Annotated in this window: 16 protein-coding genes; 6 read left to right on the top strand and 10 right to left on the bottom strand. The window is 38.9% G+C overall.

What is annotated here, in order from left to right:
• Positions 1–43 precede the first annotated feature (43 nt).
• The gene (lepB, locus tag PN497_RS22695) at positions 44–619 is read right to left on the bottom strand and encodes a signal peptidase I (RefSeq protein ID WP_096571861.1); all 576 of its coding nucleotides are present in this window, start codon (positions 617–619) and stop codon (positions 44–46) included.
• Positions 620–740: 121 nt separating this feature from the next.
• On the bottom strand, positions 741–1,055 hold the full coding sequence (locus tag PN497_RS22690) for a nucleotide exchange factor GrpE (protein WP_096572843.1): 315 nt from the start codon (positions 1,053–1,055) through the stop codon (positions 741–743).
• A gap of 154 nt (positions 1,056–1,209) precedes the next feature.
• Between PN497_RS22690 and PN497_RS22685 the strand changes: the two genes are divergently transcribed.
• Positions 1,210–1,983 (top strand): LmeA family phospholipid-binding protein, encoded by a 774-nt coding sequence (locus tag PN497_RS22685; protein WP_096571862.1) that lies wholly within the window; start codon positions 1,210–1,212, stop codon positions 1,981–1,983.
• Positions 1,984–2,092: 109 nt separating this feature from the next.
• Complete coding sequence (gene crtO / locus PN497_RS22680; RefSeq protein ID WP_190346804.1) at positions 2,093–3,796, top strand: beta-carotene ketolase CrtO; 1,704 nt, start codon at positions 2,093–2,095, stop codon at positions 3,794–3,796.
• Between the two features lie 389 nt (positions 3,797–4,185).
• Here crtO and PN497_RS22675 read toward each other — a convergent pair whose 3' ends face one another.
• The 4 genes from PN497_RS22675 to hpnA all read right to left on the bottom strand — a co-directional run bounded on the left by PN497_RS22675 (position 4,186) and on the right by hpnA (position 7,415).
• Entirely contained in the window at positions 4,186–4,557 is a 372-nt protein-coding gene (locus tag PN497_RS22675) for a DUF2237 family protein (RefSeq protein WP_096571865.1), read from the bottom strand.
• Between the two features lie 100 nt (positions 4,558–4,657).
• Positions 4,658–5,128 carry a DUF29 domain-containing protein gene (locus PN497_RS22670; protein ID WP_096571866.1) on the bottom strand — a complete coding sequence of 157 codons (471 nt, stop codon included), beginning with the start codon at positions 5,126–5,128 and terminating at the stop codon, positions 4,658–4,660.
• 219 nt (positions 5,129–5,347) lie between these two features.
• Positions 5,348–6,364 carry an adenosyl-hopene transferase HpnH gene (hpnH, locus tag PN497_RS22665; RefSeq protein WP_096571867.1) on the bottom strand — a complete coding sequence of 339 codons (1,017 nt, stop codon included), beginning with the start codon at positions 6,362–6,364 and terminating at the stop codon, positions 5,348–5,350.
• 67 nt (positions 6,365–6,431) lie between these two features.
• A complete protein-coding gene (hpnA, locus tag PN497_RS22660) occupies positions 6,432–7,415 on the bottom strand; it encodes a hopanoid-associated sugar epimerase (protein ID WP_096571868.1) in 984 nt (327 codons plus the stop codon).
• Between the two features lie 155 nt (positions 7,416–7,570).
• On the opposite strand from hpnA, the gene PN497_RS22655 reads away from it, so the two are divergent.
• A complete protein-coding gene (locus PN497_RS22655) occupies positions 7,571–8,680 on the top strand; it encodes a DUF262 domain-containing protein (RefSeq protein WP_096571869.1) in 1,110 nt (369 codons plus the stop codon).
• Positions 8,677–9,324 (top strand): MAE_28990/MAE_18760 family HEPN-like nuclease, encoded by a 648-nt coding sequence (locus PN497_RS22650; protein ID WP_096571870.1) that lies wholly within the window; start codon positions 8,677–8,679, stop codon positions 9,322–9,324. The genes PN497_RS22655 and PN497_RS22650 overlap by 4 nt, the downstream gene beginning before the upstream one ends.
• A gap of 456 nt (positions 9,325–9,780) precedes the next feature.
• On the opposite strand, the gene PN497_RS22645 is transcribed toward PN497_RS22650, so the two are convergent.
• The gene (locus tag PN497_RS22645; protein WP_096571871.1) at positions 9,781–12,552 is read right to left on the bottom strand and encodes an efflux RND transporter permease subunit; all 2,772 of its coding nucleotides are present in this window, start codon (positions 12,550–12,552) and stop codon (positions 9,781–9,783) included.
• Positions 12,553–12,696: 144 nt separating this feature from the next.
• Between PN497_RS22645 and PN497_RS22640 the strand changes: the two genes are divergently transcribed.
• Positions 12,697–12,837, top strand: a complete 141-nt coding sequence (locus tag PN497_RS22640) for a hypothetical protein (protein ID WP_272110885.1) — start codon at positions 12,697–12,699, stop codon at positions 12,835–12,837.
• A gap of 330 nt (positions 12,838–13,167) precedes the next feature.
• Here PN497_RS22640 and sodB read toward each other — a convergent pair whose 3' ends face one another.
• The 3 genes from sodB to PN497_RS22625 all read right to left on the bottom strand — a co-directional run bounded on the left by sodB (position 13,168) and on the right by PN497_RS22625 (position 16,928).
• Positions 13,168–13,767: a superoxide dismutase [Fe] gene (gene sodB, locus PN497_RS22635; protein ID WP_096571872.1), complete on the bottom strand. Its 600-nt coding sequence runs from the start codon at positions 13,765–13,767 to the stop codon at positions 13,168–13,170.
• A gap of 305 nt (positions 13,768–14,072) precedes the next feature.
• Positions 14,073–15,692 carry a bifunctional pantoate--beta-alanine ligase/(d)CMP kinase gene (locus tag PN497_RS22630; protein WP_096571874.1) on the bottom strand — a complete coding sequence of 540 codons (1,620 nt, stop codon included), beginning with the start codon at positions 15,690–15,692 and terminating at the stop codon, positions 14,073–14,075.
• A gap of 129 nt (positions 15,693–15,821) precedes the next feature.
• Positions 15,822–16,928, bottom strand: coding sequence for a septal ring lytic transglycosylase RlpA family protein (locus tag PN497_RS22625; protein WP_096571875.1), 1,107 nt, complete (start codon positions 16,926–16,928; stop codon positions 15,822–15,824).
• Between the two features lie 797 nt (positions 16,929–17,725).
• Here PN497_RS22625 and glsA point away from each other — a divergent pair.
• Complete coding sequence (glsA, locus tag PN497_RS22620) at positions 17,726–18,694, top strand: glutaminase A (protein WP_370569778.1); 969 nt, start codon at positions 17,726–17,728, stop codon at positions 18,692–18,694.
• Positions 18,695–18,735 lie beyond the last annotated feature (41 nt).

Raw genomic sequence — 18,735 nt, 5'->3', positions numbered from 1 at the left:
GTCCCCAGTCCCCAGTCACCAGTCCCCAGTCCCCAGTCCCCAGTCACAAAATTAACCCGATACGGTCTAAAGGCCAGAAGCGAAAGGTAGCACGGCCAATGAGATTTTGCTGAGGTAAAAAGCCCCAGTATCGGGAGTCATTACTATCGTTGCGGTTGTCTCCCATCACGAAAAATTCATCTTCTGGGATTTTTACGGTTGGAAATGGCTGATTTGGTGGTTCGGCAATGTAATCTTCTTGTAAAGGCTGACCGTTGAGGTAAACTTTACCATTCGCTACACTAATTACCTCTCCTGGCCTACCAATAATACGCTTGATAAAGGCTTGGTTTTTGTCATATCCACGACGTTGTAATTCTGGTGGTGTTTGAAAAACGACAATATCGCCTGTTTCGGGAGGATGAAAACGGTAAGATACTTTTTCCACTACTAAGCGATCGCCTATGTGTAAGGTGGGGTACATTGATTCTGATGGTATTAATCGGGGTTCGGCGATAAATGTCCTGATTAGTAATGCTAAAGTTAGTGCGATCGCTATTAAAGTCAGGTTTTCTTGCCAACCACGCCATGTTTTTGCAGATGTGGAAGTTTCTGTAATATTACTTTCTTGCGGCTTCATAGTATTTTGATGATTGTGACTCTCAAGGTATAATTATTAGTAATTTTGGTTCTGTACGAACCCATACCATTGACACTCCCCTGCCTAAAGGCGAGGGGATTCTACATTCGCAGACTCGCCATTAGACGACAGGCTTCGCCGTAATTACTTCTTTCGGACGGATAATTTTTTCACCCCAACGAAAACCACGACGGACTATTTTTGTAATTGTTTGGTCTGGGACATCAGTTCTTTCTTCTCGATCTACTACACGACATAGGTTAAAATCTGGTTCTTGACTTTCTAATTCTATAGGTATAAGTTGACGTTTTCCTAATACGCTGAGAAATTTACGATTAACTGCGGAAACAGAACGGGGTAAGCGTTCAATAAATTCTGGACTGGGGTTAGGGTTATTTTCCAGATAATCTAATAAAGCTCCCAGTGCTTTAGCAATAACATCTACCGGATAGGGTTTAGCAGTGCTAAACCCCTACTCCTGACTCCTTGATTAAATCTACTAATGAGTTTATGTCTGACTATAGATACTCTTTTGATGATTCAGAGGCTAGATTAGCCAGTAATAACACATTGTGAGAATAAAAATTTTTATGCCTGAACAGCCGTTTGTACAAAAAAAGTTTGAAGAAAAATTATTAGCTCAGGCAGCCCAAAGCAGATTAACTGAAGAATTAGATGAATCAGAAAAAATAGATGTAGACATACAAACAGATATTGGTAAAATAATTCAGGGAAAAGTAGACGGGGTTGCTATAGCTGGTCAAGGATTAGTGATTAAAGAAAAAATCCGTGTTCAAGAAATTAAACTGCAAACAGATAGCATTGCTGTCAATCCTTTTAGTGCCATATTTGGGCAGATTAAACTTAATGAACCAGTAAATGCGATCGCCCATGTTGTCATGGAAGAAACTGATATTAACTTAGCTTTAACTTCAGAAATAATTCGCAGCTTAGTGCAAAAATTCCAGCTAGATGTAGATGGAAAAGTTGTCAAATTTGAACCCCAAGAAATGCAGGTTTTTCTACCTGCTGATGAGACCTTAGAATTTCAAGGTAAAATTTGGCTCAAAGAACAGGGAAACAGTCACATTTTAGGATATCATGCTATAGCTCATCCCCGCACCCAAACAAAACCTGCCATGTTAGAGAGTTTTCGTTGTACCCAAGGTGAAGGAATTAGAATAGAATTAATTACTGCAGCCATGCAAAAAGTTAAAGAAATTCTCAATTTACCATACTTTGAATGGGAAGATATGATATTTTATATTAGAGATATGCAAGTCAAAAAGGGTCAATTAATACTCATGCTCGCAGCCCATGTTAAACAACTTCCTTCAGAAGAAACCTTACAAAATCTTAATTAAGTTGCACAGCAATCTTATATTCCCAGTGAGGATTCAAAATACAGAATCCTACAAAACGCCCCTACTTCGCCCCTACGACTCCTGACTCCTTATAGAAGTTTATGATCAAATAAAAAACATGAAAGAATATGATGTTGTAATTATTGGCGCAGGACACAATGGTTTAGTGTGTGCTGCTTATTTACTCAAAGCAGGTTATAGCGTCCTGCTACTAGAAAAACGTTCTGTTCCCGGTGGTGCGGCCACAACAGAAGAATGTATCCCAGACAAAGCACCAGGGTTTAAATTTAACCTCTGTGCTATTGACCATGAATTTATTCATCTCGGTCCAGTTGTTCAGGAATTAGAACTAGAAAAATATGGATTAGAATATCTAGAATGTGACCCAGTTGTTTTTTGTCCCCATCCCGATGGGAAATATTTTTTAGCCCATAAATCATTAGAAAAAACCTGTGCAGAAATAGCCAGGTATAATGAAAGAGATGCTAAAAAATATGCCGAGTTTACACATTATTGGCAACGGGCAATTAACGCCATGATGCCCATGTTCAACGCTCCACCCAAATCAATTATAGATATATTCGGTAACTACAACCTGCAAAAATTCAAAGATTTATTTTCTGTCATTGGTTCTACCCAAAAAAGTTTAGATTTTGTGCGAACAATGCTCACCAGTGCAGAAGATATTTTAAATGAATGGTTTGATGAAGAATTTCTCAAAGCACCACTTTCTAGACTAGCATCAGAACTAGGAGCGCCACCATCACAGAAAAACCTGGCCATAGGTGTAATGATGATGTCTATGCGTCATCATCCAGGAATGACTAGACCCCGTGGAGGAACAGGTGCATTAGTCAAAGCATTAGTAAATTTGGTAACAGCAAAAGGCGGCGAAATTCTCACAGATCAGCAAGTAGAAAAAGTCTTAATTGATGATGGTAAAGCCGTAGGTGTACGGGTTGCCAATGGTGAAGAATATCGGGCAAAATATGGAGTAATTTCTAATATTGATGCCAAAAGATTATTTTTACAATTGATAGATGCTCAAGAAGTAGATGATGCTGATCCAGAATTACGAGACAGATTAGAAAGGCGCATAGTTAATAATAATGAAACTATCTTAAAGATAGATTTAGCATTAGATGAACCCTTGCGTTTTCCTTACCATGAACATAAAGACGAATATCTCATTGGTTCAATTTTAATTGCAGATTCCATGAATCATGTAGAACAGGCGCATAGTAAATGTACAATCGGAGAAATTCCTGATAGTGATCCCTCAATGTATTTAGTGATGCCTAGCTTTCTTGATCCGACTTTAGCACCACCAGGAAAACATACAGTTTGGATTGAATTTTTTGCCCCTTATCAAATTTCTGGAGCAGAAGGTACAGGTTTAAAAGGTACAGGTTGGACTGATGAATTGAAAAATAAAGTTGCAGATAAAGTAGTTGATAAACTAGCAACTTACGCTCCCAATGTGAAAAATGCAACTATCGCTAGAAGGGTAGAAAGTCCAGCAGAATTAGGAGAAAGATTAGGGGCTTATAAAGGCAATTATTACCATATTGATATGACATTAGATCAAATGGTATTTTTTAGACCTTTACCAGAATTAGCAAATTATAAAACTCCCATTGATAACCTGTTTTTAACAGGTGCAGGTACTCATCCCGGTGGTTCAATTTCAGGAATGCCAGGACGTAATTGTGCGAGAGTATTTTTGCAGTCCAAACACCCAATTACTCAGACTTTAAAGGATGCTGGAAATTCAATTAAGTCTACCGTTGGTTCTGTATTTGGTATTAGTTAAGTAGGGTTTGCTGAAAAAGTTATCTGTGAGGGGCCAGGAGTATGGTTAACGCCACGCTTACTTCGACAGGCTCAGTACAAGTCGCTATCAAGGAGTCAGGAGTTCAAGGAGTCAGGAGTTCAAGGAGTCAGGAGTTCAAGGAGTCAGGAGTTCAAGGAGTTCAAGGAGTTTTTTTTATTTTGAAATTCTGCAAACACTCACAAAGTGCAAGCTTTTTGAGGATCATAGTACCTAAAACCTTGCACAATTTTAATTTTAATCATCCTCAATCCTTTGATTTATCTAGGGTTTACATTTATTCAGCAAGCCCTAATTAAATAATAACCTGATCCCCGACTTTTCAAAGATCAAAGAGGTTGGGGATCTATATCTATTGAATGGAAAAAAAGCTAATTACGAATTACCCGATGCTTTTGTAAATCTTCTAAATTACAAACTTCCAAAGCTCTAGAGTGGGTAGCTTCCAAAACAACAGGAGGTGCAACACCCGCTTCTAAAGCTTCTTGCCATCTGGCAGCACATAAACACCAACAATCTCCAGGTTTTAAACCAGGAAAATTAAAATAGGGTACAGGTGTGCTTAAATCATTGCCTTGGGATTTTGTATATTCTAAAAATTCTGCTGTTACTTGAGCGCAAACAACGTGCATCCCAAAATCTTGCCCTCCTGTGTTACAAAAACCATCGCGGTAATATCCAGTCATGGGAGATGTGCAGCAAAGTTCTAATTTTGTACCGAGTACGTTTTTAGCTTCTGTCATTTTTGGAGATTGTGTAGGTTTTCAGATATATATGTACATATATTCTACAAATAATAATCAGCAGCGGATATTTTATATATGTAACTGATTTTTTAAGTAATTATTCGTCAGAGTGAGGATAAAAGTCTAGGTCTAAAATTTGATTGAGAGCAAAAGGACAAGCGATCGCAAATTTCTCCTCTGATAAACCAGTTTCGACCATTGCCTCTTTTCGCGCTCTTTGATAAGTAGCGTTTATCCATTCATCATCAGTTAAAAACCGTCGTAAACTGGGACTTTCTGCCAATAATTCATCTAAATTCAATCGTTCACGGGTAATGGTTACTTGCCAACTTTTACTACGACGTTCAGGCTGATATTTCCACTTTAGCAGGTGTGATAACACCAACCTTAAAGCACTCTGTAACGCTCGCTGTTGACTCTTACCCAAATCTACCACTTCCTCAATTAAATTTTCTAAATCTAATGCTTCCCACTGTTGCGATCGCAAAATTTCTGCGGTCTGTTCTACCCAAGCAAAAAAATCTTGTCCATAAAGAGTTTGTAAAATTTGGAGTTCTTGGGTCTTCATGGTATTCCTGTTTTTTCATCCTGTGTATCCTTTCTTATTTTATCATATTGCTCCTTTAATGCTCCTAATCCTGATTCATAAACTGATTCATAAAATTTCTATTGTCAAAATCAGGATTGACTATTTTTTCAGATTAACAAGATTCAGTATTAATAAATTCATCCTTCATCCTGTAAATCCTATAATCTTGTTCATCCTGATTCTGACATTCTCAACTTATCATCTACCAAAAACAGTAGTCAAAGAACGAGCTATATTTTGCGGTTGCATCGCATCCATCGCTGCGGTTGGTTCATAACCACAATGCACCATACAATCAGCACATTTAGGATTACCACTAGCGCGTCCGTACTTACTCCAATCAGTCTCATCTAACAATTCTTGGAAAGTTTGATAATAACCTTCATTCAACAAATAACAAGGTTTTTGCCAACCCAAAACACTATAACTAGGACTACCCCAAGGAGTACATTCATAGTCTTTTTCTCCAATGAGAAAATCTAAAAATAATGGGTTGTGATTAAAGTTCCAGTTTTTCTTCCCAGATGTGTAAGGTGCAAGAATTTCTCTAAATAAAGCGCGGGTTTGTTCTTTTTGCAGAAAATGATCTTGATCTGGTGCCCATTCATAACTGTAACCAGGGGAAATCATCATTCCATCAACTTTTAAAGTATCGAGAAAATCAAAAAATTCCTGCATTTCTTTGACATCACAACCTTCAAAAATAGTCGAGTTTGTAGTCACACGAAAACCTTTAGATTTAGCAGCGCGGATCGCTTGCACAGCAACATCAAAAACGCCTTTTCTGTCTACACATTTATCATGCCATTCCCGCATTCCATCAAGATGAACACTGAAAGTTAGATAAGGAGAAGGTTGAAATTTATGGAGACTCTTTTCTAACAACAAACCATTGGTACACAAGTAAACATATTTCTTGCGTTCTACTAAACCTTTAACAATTTCATCAATTTGTGGATGTAATAATGGTTCTCCTCCAGGAATAGAAACCACAGGTGCCCCACATTCTTCTACAGCTGCAAAACACTGTTCTGGGGTCAGATTTTGTTTGAGAACTTCTGTAGGATGTTGGATTTTTCCACAACCAGAACAAGCTAAGTTACATCTAAATAAAGGTTCTAACATTAAAACCAGAGGGAAGCGTTTACGTCCTAACAGACGTTGTTTAACTAAATATTTACCGATGTCTATAGCTTGTTGTACATTAATCGCCATTTAACTATTCTCCTCTCTTGATAACACCACATCGTTTGTAGTCAGCACTTAAGTGCTGACTACGAACTTATTTGACATAACCATTAGCAACAAACCAATCAACAGCGTCCTTGAGTGCTACCTTCAGAGAAGACTGAGGTAGACTAAGTTCGCGGATGGCCTTGGAAGCATCATAATACATTGGTTGCTGTGCCATGCGAACACCATCTATAGGAACTGTGGGGGTTTTTCCCATAGGTGCAAGAATTTTCTCTTCTATCCAAGCAACACTCAATGGTAAAAAAGCGGGAACTGATACTTGCGGTGCTTTTATTCCGGTGATATCAGATAGTATTTCTAGCAGTTGTTTGAGACTGAGATTTTGATGTCCGAGAATATAGCGATCGCCTGTTTTTCCTTTTTCTAAAGCTAGTAAATGTCCCTTAGCTACATCTCGCACATCAATAAAGTTCAAACCAGTATCCACATAAGCCGGCATTTGTCGTCGCAAAAACCGCAGAATAATATCTCCGGTGGGTGTGGGTTTAATATCCAATGGTCCTATAGGACTGCTAGGATTAACTATCACTATATCTTGACCTTGTTTTGCTGCTTCTTTTGCGGCTTGTTCAGCTAGGAATTTAGACTTTTTATAGTCTCCCACTAACTTCTCTACTGGACTCTGATGGTTTTCATCCACAACTTTACCCGATTTTCCTACTCCAATAGCTGCGACGGAACTGGTATAAACTGTGCGTTCAATTCCCGCTTTTTGCGCTGCTGCTAAAATATTTCTTGTACCTTCCACATTATGACGATACAGTAAATCGCGGTCTTTTTGCCACAGGGAATAATGGGCAGCTACATGAAACAGATAATTACAACCTTGCATCTGTTTCCAGATATTGGGATCATTTAAATCACTTTTGACAATATCTATTTCTAAACTCCGTAAATTTCCCAGGTTACTACTTCGACGTACTAAAGCCGTAACTTTGTATCCTGATTCTAATAGCGATCGCACTACATGAGAACCTACAAAACCTGTACCACCAGTTACAAAAGCCCGCATTTAATAACCTCTCACTCCTCAATATGTTATTATCTATGTATCTGGGTAACTTAGCTCAGATTTTTGGTTTTTCATCTTTGTTTAATGATATTATGTTAAGTATAATTATCCAAGCAAGATAGTTATATACACAAACGTTTATATTACTTGTAATTATGCCCCTACAAGAAGAAATTGACAAAACTAGGCAAGAAATTAAAACTGATGGCTACTCAATGTCTATTGGAGAGTGGATGAGTCTTTATCAGAGTAATGAGATTGATATTAACCCAGAGTTTCAAAGAGTTTTTCGCTGGTCAGAACATCAAAAATCTGCTTTTATAGAATCAATTCTGTTAGGCATACCAATTCCTCCCATTTTTGTTAGTCAAAGAAATGATGGTGTTTGGGACGTTGTAGATGGTGTTCAAAGACTATCCACTATATATGAATTTACAGGTCTTTTAAAAAAAGATAATCAAGAAGAAAATACACATCCAGTAGCTTTGCAAAAAACTACATACTTACCTTCCTTAGCAGGTAAAAAGTGGGATGATCCTAATGATCCTGAAAACTCCTTAACTCAAACACAACGTTTATTAATTAAGCGAGCAAAAATAGGAGTAAATATTGTTGAAAAAGAAAGTGATGCGATCATTAAATATGAGCTATTTCAGCGACTTAATACAGGAGGAACAATTGCTACACCTCAAGAAATGAGAAATTGTATCCTGTTGATGCTAAATAAAAAACTCCATGAATTAATGCGATCACTGGCAAATTATGAACCATTCAGAAATTGTATAGCCTTGAGTGATAGGCTTTATGAAGAACAGTATGACATGGAGTTAGTATTGCGGTTTATTCTTCTATTTGATAAGGCGGAGGAAGATATTAGAAAATTGGGTGACGATGTTAGTTTTTTTCTAACAGAAGAAATGCGTAAAATGGCTCTTGAGCAAGAATTAGATTATAGCCAGATAGAAATGGCATTCAAGACAACATTTGATGTCCTGAATCAAACTACAGGAGATAATAGTTTCAAAAGATATAAATCTGAACAAGATAGATTTCTTGGCGGGTTTCTATTATCCGCATTTGAGGTAGTAGCATTAGGAATTGGACACAATTATCAAAATCTGCCTCCAATAAATAAAATATCAGAGTTAATAAAAACTATTTGGTCAGATCCAACTTATCAAAAGTGGTCTGGTGCAGGTGTGAATGCTGTAAGACGTTTACCCCATCTTATTCCATTGGGTAGAGGAGTATTTTCTCCCTCATGAGCATCCGCACTGCTGAACAACTAAGTGATATCCTTGCAACTGATCTTGCTTGGAGAAAAAAGGAACTTTCAGAAATAAAATCCTTAATAGAATTAAAAAATGTTTCTCCTCAAAGGCATAATGTATGTATTCGCAGTGGAATATGTATTTTATATGCTCATTGGGAGGGTTTTGTTAAATTAGCAGCTAATTCTTATCTGGAATATGTTGATATGCAAAGACTTCGTTATGATCAGCTTGCTAGTAATTTTCTAGCTTTAGCAATGAAAGAAAAACTCAAAGATGCCAAAGACACCAATAAACCATCATTATATATCCCTGTTTGTGACTTTTTTCTTTCCCAATTAAATACGAGATGTTCTTTACCCAAAAAAGCAATATCTACAGCTTCCAATCTTTCTTCTCAAGTTTTGAAGGACATCACTGATATTTTAGGATTAGATTTTTCATTATATTCTACTAAGTCAAAATTAATAGATGAAAGCCTCTTAAAATCTAGAAATGAAATAGCTCACGGTAACGATTTACTGGTTAGTAGAGAAAAATACATAGAATTACATACGGAAATTATCGCAATGTTAGATATGTTTAGCAATCAGATACAAAATGCTGCTGTTAATAAAGATTTTATGTTGAACAAATAAGTTCCGAATATTTTCCATAATCAATAAGATTTAATTATTAAATAACTTTTTTTAATAAGTTTTTTCAAAAAAAATTTTGTTTTTTCAGGGTTCAGGTCGCTGTCAGCGTGGTATGATAGTCATATTAATATAATGGAGTGTAAGCAAAATTTTTTTGAAGGCACACATTCCCATTATCAGAATATCAGTTCTAGGCGAAAAAGTCAACGGGGTTAGACCCCAAAAAACGAATTTTTTTTTCAAAATTAAATTTTTTTTTAATTTTTTGATGTCCTAAGAAATTGAAACGACTAAAATCCTGTAAATCCTAAAATCCTGGACATCCTGATTCAGACAACAAAATTATAACACAAACCAACATCCTGTAAATCCCCTAATCATATCAATTAGATCCCCGACTTCTTGAAAAAATCGAGGATCTAACTCTGTCAACTGTCAACTGTCAACTGTCACCTGTCACCTGTCAACTGTCATCTTCTTTCTGGGAAACCAATCATCTAAAATGGCATAGACAACAGGAACAACAATTAAACTGAGAATAGTAGAAGTTACTAAACCACCAGCAATAGCAACGGCCATAGGCGATCGCAACTCAGAACCTGCACCAAAACCCAAAGCAATTGGTAACATCCCTAAAATAGTAGAGACAGTAGTCATCATAATCGGTCTGAGTCTCACAGGTCCAGCTTTAAGAATAGCTTCCGTGCGTTCCAAACCTGAGAGACGTAATTGATTAATGTAATCTACCAAAACAATCGCATTTTTATTAGCAAGTCCTAGTAAAAACACAAAACCAATCAAAGAAATCATGCCAAAATCACTCTTAGTCAAGAGTAAAGCTAACATTGCTCCCACCACAGCTAAAGGTAAAGAAGCACCAATCACTAAAGGATCTACCCAACTTTTAAACAGTAAAATCAAGACAACGATAATACACAAAGCTGATAAAATCAAAGTGGAAATAAAACTACTAAAAACCTCATTTTGTTTAGCAGAATCTCCACCTAAATCTAAAGAAATATCAGCAGGTAAAATATCTTGAGCTTCAGCCACAATTTTATCTGTAGCATTACCCAAAGTTAAATCTTGACCCAAATTAGCACTGACATAAGCTACCCGTTGTTGGTTGAGTCGTTCAATCTGAAAAACTTGATCTGAATTATTTGTTTCACCTGTAACTGTCACATCTGCAAAACCAGGGATTTTAGTAATCCGATCTTTAATTTTTTTAGCCGCTTGATTCAAAGTTTTCAGATCATTACCACGAAGTGCTATTTGTAAAGGTTTTTCCCCACCAGTATCCACAAATTGAATATCTTCCACACTGGTAGACACACCAGGAAGTTGAGGTAAACTTTGCCGCAATTGATCTTGTAATTCTGCGGTTTTAATTGTGCGGTTTGCCTTCAACTTGACATAGAGAGTACCCTTATTTGGTTCACCTCCACGAGAACCAACCGTAGTAAACACAGTTTCCACATCTGGGTATTTTCTTACCTCCGCTTCCAGTTTTTTTGCCACCTCTAAAGAGTCATTGAGAGGGTTAGGAATGGGGACTGGGGACTGGGACGTTATTTCCCTTCTGTCTTCTACCTGGTTGGTGAGCGAAGTCGAACCACCCCTGCTTCTTAACTGCTGTAAAGCTGCTAAATCAGGGATTTGCGGCAAAGGAGCAGTATAAGTAATATTAAATTCACCCCGATCTAACTTAGGAATAAAACCCTTGGGAATAAAAGGAACTAGGGCAATACCAGCAACAAAACTGAGAACAGCTAAAGCAATAACTATTTTTCGGTGATTCAAAGACCAAGCTAATAAATTGCGATAAGCTTCAGTAAAATAAACCCCAATATTTGCCAAACCCACCCAAGAACTCTCTGAAACCTTCTTCCCTTCGTGTTCTTTGCGCTCTTCGTGGTTCAATTCTCTTTTCTTAACAGGTTTCAACCAATAAATAGATAAAACTGGCGATAAAGTCCGCGCCACCAATGTAGAAGCAATATAAGAAGCCGAAACAGTAATTCCAAAAGGCTTGAAAAACTGCCCAACAACTCCACCCATCAAACCAATAGGTAAGAAAACCGCCACAGCAGTAGCAGTAGTAGCAACAACCGTTAAACCAATTTCATCGGTAGCTGAGTGTGCAGCTTCACGGGGACTTTGCCCTTCTTCAATATGCCGTAAGATATTTTCCACATCAATAATGGCATCATCAATCACACTACCAATAACCAAAGCCAAAGCTAACAACGTAATTGTTTCTAAGTTAAAGCCGAAAAAGGCCATCACAATAAACGTTGCTAACAAAGATGTGGGAATAGCTAAAGCAGAAATTAAAGTTGCTCGCCAACTCCATAAAAATGGGAAAATGACGACAATTGCTAAAATGATCGCTTCCATCAACGCATCTATGGTTGACTGGGTAGCTTTGCGGATATATTCTGCTTGGGTAGCGGCTAGGGTAAATTTGACATCTTTGAAAGTAGAGCGCAGGTTTTCTACTTCCTGTTCTACGCGACTGACAACTTCTAAAGTATTAGCATTACCACGTTTAATGACTTGAAAAGCTAGTACATCTTGACCATTAAATCTGACTAAATTTCCGCCCCCTTGAGGTAAGGCCGCAGTGGCATTGGTAGGATTGAGAGGAGGTGATTTTGGTGGAGTGCCTAGCAGTGAGACTTTGAGAACTCCTGGTAATTTGGCGATCGCAGGGACAATTTTCTCATCTGCCAATTTTTGCAAATCATCCAAACTGCCAGACTCGCTTTCAATGGCATAACTAATGACTGATGACTCATTCAGGTTTAAAGGAATAATCTGATAATTAGCTCCTTCAGGCAGTTTTAAATCCTTGAGTGCAGTTGTAGTATTTTCCGTAGAAGTTTCTAAATTTGTACCCACTGCAAACAACAAGCTTACAGCAGTTTGCCCCGGATAGCTGGAAGAACGGATATTTTCCAGACCTTCCAAGGATTTGAGGCTTTCTTCTATGGGTTTAGTTAACTTTTCTTCTGTCTCTAAAGCCGAAGTGAGGGGTGCTTGAGCATTAACCACCACCACGGGAAAAGTAATATCGGGGAATAGGGCGTATTTGAGAGAACTAAAAGCCAGAATACCCGCTATTGTCACCCCGATCCAAAAACACACCGTCAACCACGAAAATTTAATTGCCCATCTGGATATATTAAAAATTTCGCGTGCGGATTTTGAGTTAGTCTGTACCATCTTGGAAATTAGATTATCGCGTGGCTGACACAATCATTTAGTTATGCTACATTAACCGTCCACCTTTTAGTCAGTTTTGCAAATCGCTATATTCCCAGTGTTTTGGATCTGGGAATATGAGCGATCGCCTATATCAAAATGCTGATGTTCAATAAGTTGAATATTTCTAAAGTTATAGTTATAAGTCCCCAGTCCCCAGTCCCCAGTCCCCAGTCCCCAATCACCAGTCCCCAGTCCCCAATCACCAATGTGGACAGTTTCTCAACACGGCTTCCAGTTTCCTAGCAACATCCACAGAATCACTTGAAAGGATTAGGAATAGGAAGTGAAGATGGTAAAACAGCTACAGCAGCAGCACAAGAGGAATTTTTTTACCCTCTTATGTTCGTTCCTCCTTGTCCCCGTAGCCTTCCTTGTTCTGGTAGTTGTCCTGCTTCTGCTTGCGCCAATAGTTAGAGATCAGGAACACGAGGAGCAGGTATAAACACATTAAACTCGCATCTGTCAAATTTGGTAATAAAGCCTTGAGAAATCAGGGGGTGTGAGAGCGCAAATTAAATTAAAAATCCCCTGCTGGTTAAGCATGGGGATTTTCCCTAAAAGCTTTATTCTTAATTAAGCAGCTAGATTTGACGCAGCAAATTCCCAGTTAACCAAGTTATCCAAGAAATTTTTGATGAATGCTGGACGTGCATTTCTGAAGTCGATGTAATAAGCGTGTTCCCAAACGTCGATGGTGAGCAGTGCCTTTTTACCATGAGCTAGGGGGTTTTCTGCGTTGGGTGTTTTCATGACTTTGAGTGTACCACCGTCATCAACTAACCAAGCCCAACCGCTACCAAACTGGGTTGCAGCCGCAGTAGAAAATTCTTCTTTGAATTTGTCGAAGCTGCCAAAGTCTTTATTAATTCTCTCGGCTAGTTCACCTGTGGGAGCGCCACCACCTGCGGGTGTGAGTGAGTTCCAAAAGAAGGTGTGGTTCCAAACTTGAGCCGCGTTGTTGAAAATGCCAGCTTTGGCAGGATCTTTGAAGGAAATTTGAATTACTTCTTCGAGGGACTTATCAGCAAGTTCTGTACCATCGGTGAGTTTATTGAGGTTGTCTACATAAGCTTTGTGATGCTTACCATAGTGATACTCAAAGGTTTCACCTTTCATGCCATATTGCTCTAAAGCATTAAAGTCGTAGGGTAGGGGAAGCTGTGTAAATGCCATGTTTTCAAGTCCTCTCTTTATTGTTTTCCAGTTAAAGCTATTGCCAAAAACCAGAAAATTTCAGGTTTTGTATTGAGTTAGTTTTATATCCTTGATATTGGGACACAAAACTTAACATGGCTATTCTACTACCAAAGTGAACCTTAAACCACTGCACTTTAGTAATAACCCAGATTGCTAGTTCTCTAGTTGGGGCTGGTAATGGGTAATTGGTAATGGGTAATTGGTAATTGGTGATTGGGAAATCAACAATTATTGTGAACTCCTGAACTCCTGTAACTCCTGAATCCTGAATTCTGCGGTAATTACCGTTGAGACAAACGATCCTGGTAATAATTAACAATTCGCGCTGCCACCTCACCAGGAGTAAGTCCATCGGTTTGCACTTCCACTGCATCGGCGGCTTTTCGCAATGGGGAAATTTTGCGAGTGCTATCTTTATAATCTCGTTCAGCAATATCCCGTTCGAGTTGTTCTAAACTTACTTCCGGTTGCCCTTGTTTTGTAAAGTCCTGCTGACGACGACGGGCGCGTTCACTCACAGAAGCAGTTAAGAAGATTTTCACTTCTGCATCTGGGAAAACATGAGTACCAATGTCTCGGCCTTCAGCTACTAAACCACCCTTTTTCCCCCAGCTTTGTTGTTGTTGAACCAGGGCTTTGCGGACTGTATTTTGCGCGGCGATCGCTGATACTTTTGATGTCACCTCAATGCTCCGAATTTCTTGAGTGACATCAATACCATTAATCCATACCTGTACGGGAAATTGTATATTTTGACTAGGAGTAAGTTCTATTTTACACTGGTTGGCTAATTCAGCAATACTGCATTCATCATCAATATCAATGCCGTTTTCCAGCACTAACCAAGTGATAGCACGGTACATTGCACCAGTATCTAAATAAATTAACCCTAGTTGGTTTGCCACTTGGCGAGCCACGGTAGACTTACCCGCACCAGCAGGACCATCAATGGCGATAATCGGTTGGCGTAGCCCGTTGTAGACATCGCGCAAGATGGTATTATCAATCAAACGTGTAGAACCTAGACGGGCTGCGATCGCCAGCATTCCTTCCTCCTCAATTTTTCTTAGAAACATCAATGTAGTCGGTTCAACCAATTCAATATATTCCACATAGATAGTGCTGACTTTTGCGATTTCTTCCCACACCAATGCTATCAGCTGGCTGCTGTTGCGAACGCCAGCACGAAACGCCGCTTCAGCTTGCTGCAAGCCTTTAAATAACACTGTTGCCTGATCTTTTTCCGTTGCAGTCAAATATTGATTACGAGAACTCAAAGCCAAGCCAGACGCTTCCCGCACCGTTGGACAAGCAACAATTTCTACTGGCAAATTTAAATCAGCCACCAGACGTTTAATAACTGCTAGTTGCTGGCCATCTTTTTCACCAAAGTAAGCTCGATCAGGCTGTACCAAATTGAAAAGCTTGGTGACAATTGTCGCCACACCTTGAAAATGACCCGGCCGATATCTACCACACAAGCTACTTATCATACCAGATGGAGGGATTACTTGTGTCACTTGATTTTCTTGTATATTCTTCTGAGCAATTCCCATTTCTTCCGGAGTAGGGGCAAAAATCGCATCAACTCCCGCTTGTTCACACAATTTTCTATCTTGCTCTAAAGTCCGAGGATAGCGTTGATAATCCTCATGTGGTCCAAATTGTAGGGGATTGACAAAAATACTAACAATCACAGTAGAATTTTCTTGCCTAGCTTGTTGCATTAGGCTTAAATGACCTTGATGCAGTCCGCCCATAGTGGGGACTAAACCAATTTTTGTAGGATACCAAGTAGTCTGATCATCAAATAATAGCTCGTCTGAAAGTTTAATATTACTTTCCCTGCGACGTTGATTTAAATAGCAGCGTAAAGCTGCAACTGTTGTCAGCAAGCGCACAAAATACCCCTAGTTCTTCTCTATCCTCTCCCCCGTTAGTTTATATCTAAAATTGGGGTGAGAGATGAATGAACTAGGGGTATGAAACAATAGTGAAGAGCGAAAAAGAATTTTTACTGTGAAAGGGTGTTATCTTCCCAACACCTCAATACGAACGGGAGCAAGTCCACTGCTCATCATTCCTAATATCCGGGCTGCACCCAGAGAAAGGTCAATAACTCGACCACCGATGTATGGACCACGATCATTAATTCGCACAACTACAGACTTACCATTCCGGGTGTTAGTCACACGAACTTTTGTTCCCATAGGTAAACTACGATGGGCTGCTGTCATTCCTTCGGGATTATATCTCTCACCGTTGGCAGTTTTCCTACCTGCCCAATCATAACCGTACCAAGAAGCTATACCCTGGAAGTTGAATTTGATGCGACCGGCAACTTGTTGCGGTAGCTTGGGCATGGAAATGGTGGTACGTGGTGGTAAGTTGGCAATTTCGCTGATGGGAGATGCTTGGCCTATGAGTCTCCGCAGGCGATTGGTTGCTTGTAATGCATCTTGTGCTAGATTATTTGTAGTATCTGATAGTTGGGTGGATTCATTGATTTCCACCAATTCTTTACCGTTGATTTTGATGGTGTAGCTATCAGGTTGCTGTTCAACAGAGAAGCCTTTGTCTTGGGCTTTATTATGATTCACTGGAGATTTTTCCCCTGTTTTCCAGCTGACGATAATTTTGCTTGCGTCTGCATCCTCCCGCATCAACTGGTTGATTTTGGAGGCTACTAAACTGGCTCTGTGTACTGGGTCATCGGCAATAATAGAGCTAGGAGATTTGCTCACATCCATCACACTTCCTACACTGGCTACCTTAGCTGAGTTACTGGCGGCAGGGATATAAGATTTAACGCCTTGGCTATTTCCAATTGTTCCCACTTTTGTTTCCGCACTCTTGACTGGGTTAGAACCCAGAAAGGTAAGAACGGGAATATTTCGGATGTAAAGGGTTGCCGCTTGACGACCTTCAACGCTGTGAGGATGAATTTGTGTGTTCACAGCATCTAAGGTATTTTCCTGTGTCGGGGACTGGTACTCTCCCACTTTCACTGCATCAGCTACGGCAGATGCTTGGGTAGTTGGAGAGTTTCCCTTGGTGGTTTGAGTACGACCCACTGCGGGTACACCCAAAACAGACAGAAACACAGCGACAGTAGTCCACAAATGTCTTTGATTCATGCGTCCGATTTTAAAGCGACTCTAGAACTTAAAGTTTTGTAATTCGAGTTTTGTGGTTCATGGCTTTTTCACCTGTGTTGGTGAATGAACCTGAAACTCGAACTCGTTCCGCTTTCACTTTTTGTTTATAACTGCAACAGAGTAACATGAACTTTTGGGCTTGGGGATCAGGGTTTTAGCGTAAGTCTTGCGCTGGTTTCCTCAATTCTTATTGGGTTTTATCAGTCAAAACCTTTTGCAAATCAGGTTTTTGGATTTGTAACATTTTTTTTCGGGATATGAATAATTTTTTATGAACATGAAATATGAAGTTGATTTTCGCTTAAGTTCTTAATAGCTTGATTGTTTGATATCAGCTTTGTAATCATAGTAACATATATAACTCAAATTTTCAATATTTTTAGTATTTATTAGAACTTAATATTTTAATTATCAATATTTATACTCATAATTGATATTTGCTCGATTTGAAGAAATGAACCAAAAAAACTATGAATAATCAATGATTTTTCTGAAAAAAATACGTTTTTTATTTTCAGAGTCGAATAAAATATGATACAAAGGCTATTTGAAAATATTGGTAAATATAGTATTTTTTTAAAATTGATTGTTCAGTAATTTTGAGGTTGACAACTATCTATTTTTAGTAATAAGCATTGGTTTCATCAAAAAAAAGTAATGATGGGAAAATAGAGAAAAGGTTGTCAGTTTGTAAAGTAGACTTTTTTAAGTATAAAAAACTACTTTTAGCTGATAAACACAACTAATCCATCAACTATCATATTTATTTGCAAGTTATCAGCCTTATGGCAAACTCACAAGATCGAGAAACAGGTTCATCACCATTTTTAGAAGTTCTCAAAGATTTGCATTCCCAGTACAAATCACTGCAAGAGGGTACAGTCGCAAACTACATTCCCGAACTAGCAAAAGTAAACCCCAACTTATTTAGCATCTGTATTGCTACTGTAGATGGTCAGATTTATGAAGTTGGTGATTATCAACAGCTATTTACTATCCAGTCGATTTCCAAGGTGTTTATTTATGGACAAGCTTTAGAAGATCATGGACGGGATTATGTGTTAACTAGGGTAGGAGTAGAACCGACTGGAGACGCATTTAACGCGATTATTCTTGATGAACAATCAAAGCGACCCTACAACCCGATGGTAAACGCAGGAGCTATAGCCACTACCAGTTTAATTAAAGGTAATGGAGCGACAGAACGCCTTAATCGCTTATTAGAAATGTATAGGCGTTATATTGGACGAGATGTATTTGTAGATATTTCGGTATTTACTTCCGAACGCAGTACAGGACACCGCAACCGCGCTACTGCCCATCTTATGCTAAATTTTGGCATGATTGACCAAAATATTGAAGAAGCACTAGATTTATATTTTCAACAATGTTCTGTGATGGTAAATTGTCGAGATTTGGCGGTGATGGCTGCTACTCTCGCTAATAAAGGAGTGAACCCGATTACCAAGGAAAAAGCGGTAGACAGTTGTTATATCAAAGATATATTGAGTGTGATGTATACCTGTGGGATGTATAACTTTGCGGGTGAATGGGCTTATAAAGTAGGAATTCCAGCGAAAAGCGGCGTTTCTGGGGGAATTATCGCCGTTGTTCCTGGTCAGATGGGAATTGGAGTGTTTTCACCCCTGCTAGATGGGCGTGCTAACAGTGTGCGGGGGGTGAAGGTGTGTGAGGAACTGTCTCAACGCTTGGGGTTACATTTGTTTGAGTGTAAAGGAATGTGATTAGGGACTGGGGACTGGGGACTGGTGACTGGGGACTGGTG

Source organism: Sphaerospermopsis kisseleviana CS-549 (genome assembly GCF_028329225.1).
Lineage (GTDB): Bacteria > Cyanobacteriota > Cyanobacteriia > Cyanobacteriales > Nostocaceae > Sphaerospermopsis > Sphaerospermopsis kisseleviana.
Note: the sequence above shows the minus strand (reverse complement) of the source record. Positions and strands in the feature narration are given on the sequence as shown.

Excerpts from the sequence above, each read along its gene's own strand:
- lepB (WP_096571861.1), bottom strand. The coding sequence starts at position 619 with ATGAAGCCGCAAGAAAGTAATATTACAGAAACTTCCACATCTGCAAAA.
- PN497_RS22685 (WP_096571862.1), top strand. The coding sequence starts at position 1,210 with ATGCCTGAACAGCCGTTTGTACAAAAAAAGTTTGAAGAAAAATTATTA.
- PN497_RS22675 (WP_096571865.1), bottom strand. The coding sequence starts at position 4,557 with ATGACAGAAGCTAAAAACGTACTCGGTACAAAATTAGAACTTTGCTGC.
- PN497_RS22670 (WP_096571866.1), bottom strand. The coding sequence starts at position 5,128 with ATGAAGACCCAAGAACTCCAAATTTTACAAACTCTTTATGGACAAGAT.
- hpnH (WP_096571867.1), bottom strand. The coding sequence starts at position 6,364 with ATGGCGATTAATGTACAACAAGCTATAGACATCGGTAAATATTTAGTT.
- hpnA (WP_096571868.1), bottom strand. The coding sequence starts at position 7,415 with ATGCGGGCTTTTGTAACTGGTGGTACAGGTTTTGTAGGTTCTCATGTA.
- PN497_RS22655 (WP_096571869.1), top strand. The coding sequence starts at position 7,571 with ATGCCCCTACAAGAAGAAATTGACAAAACTAGGCAAGAAATTAAAACT.
- PN497_RS22650 (WP_096571870.1), top strand. The coding sequence starts at position 8,677 with ATGAGCATCCGCACTGCTGAACAACTAAGTGATATCCTTGCAACTGAT.
- PN497_RS22645 (WP_096571871.1), bottom strand. The coding sequence starts at position 12,552 with ATGGTACAGACTAACTCAAAATCCGCACGCGAAATTTTTAATATATCC.
- PN497_RS22640 (WP_272110885.1), top strand. The coding sequence starts at position 12,697 with ATGTTCAATAAGTTGAATATTTCTAAAGTTATAGTTATAAGTCCCCAG.
- sodB (WP_096571872.1), bottom strand. The coding sequence starts at position 13,767 with ATGGCATTTACACAGCTTCCCCTACCCTACGACTTTAATGCTTTAGAG.
- PN497_RS22625 (WP_096571875.1), bottom strand. The coding sequence starts at position 16,928 with ATGAATCAAAGACATTTGTGGACTACTGTCGCTGTGTTTCTGTCTGTT.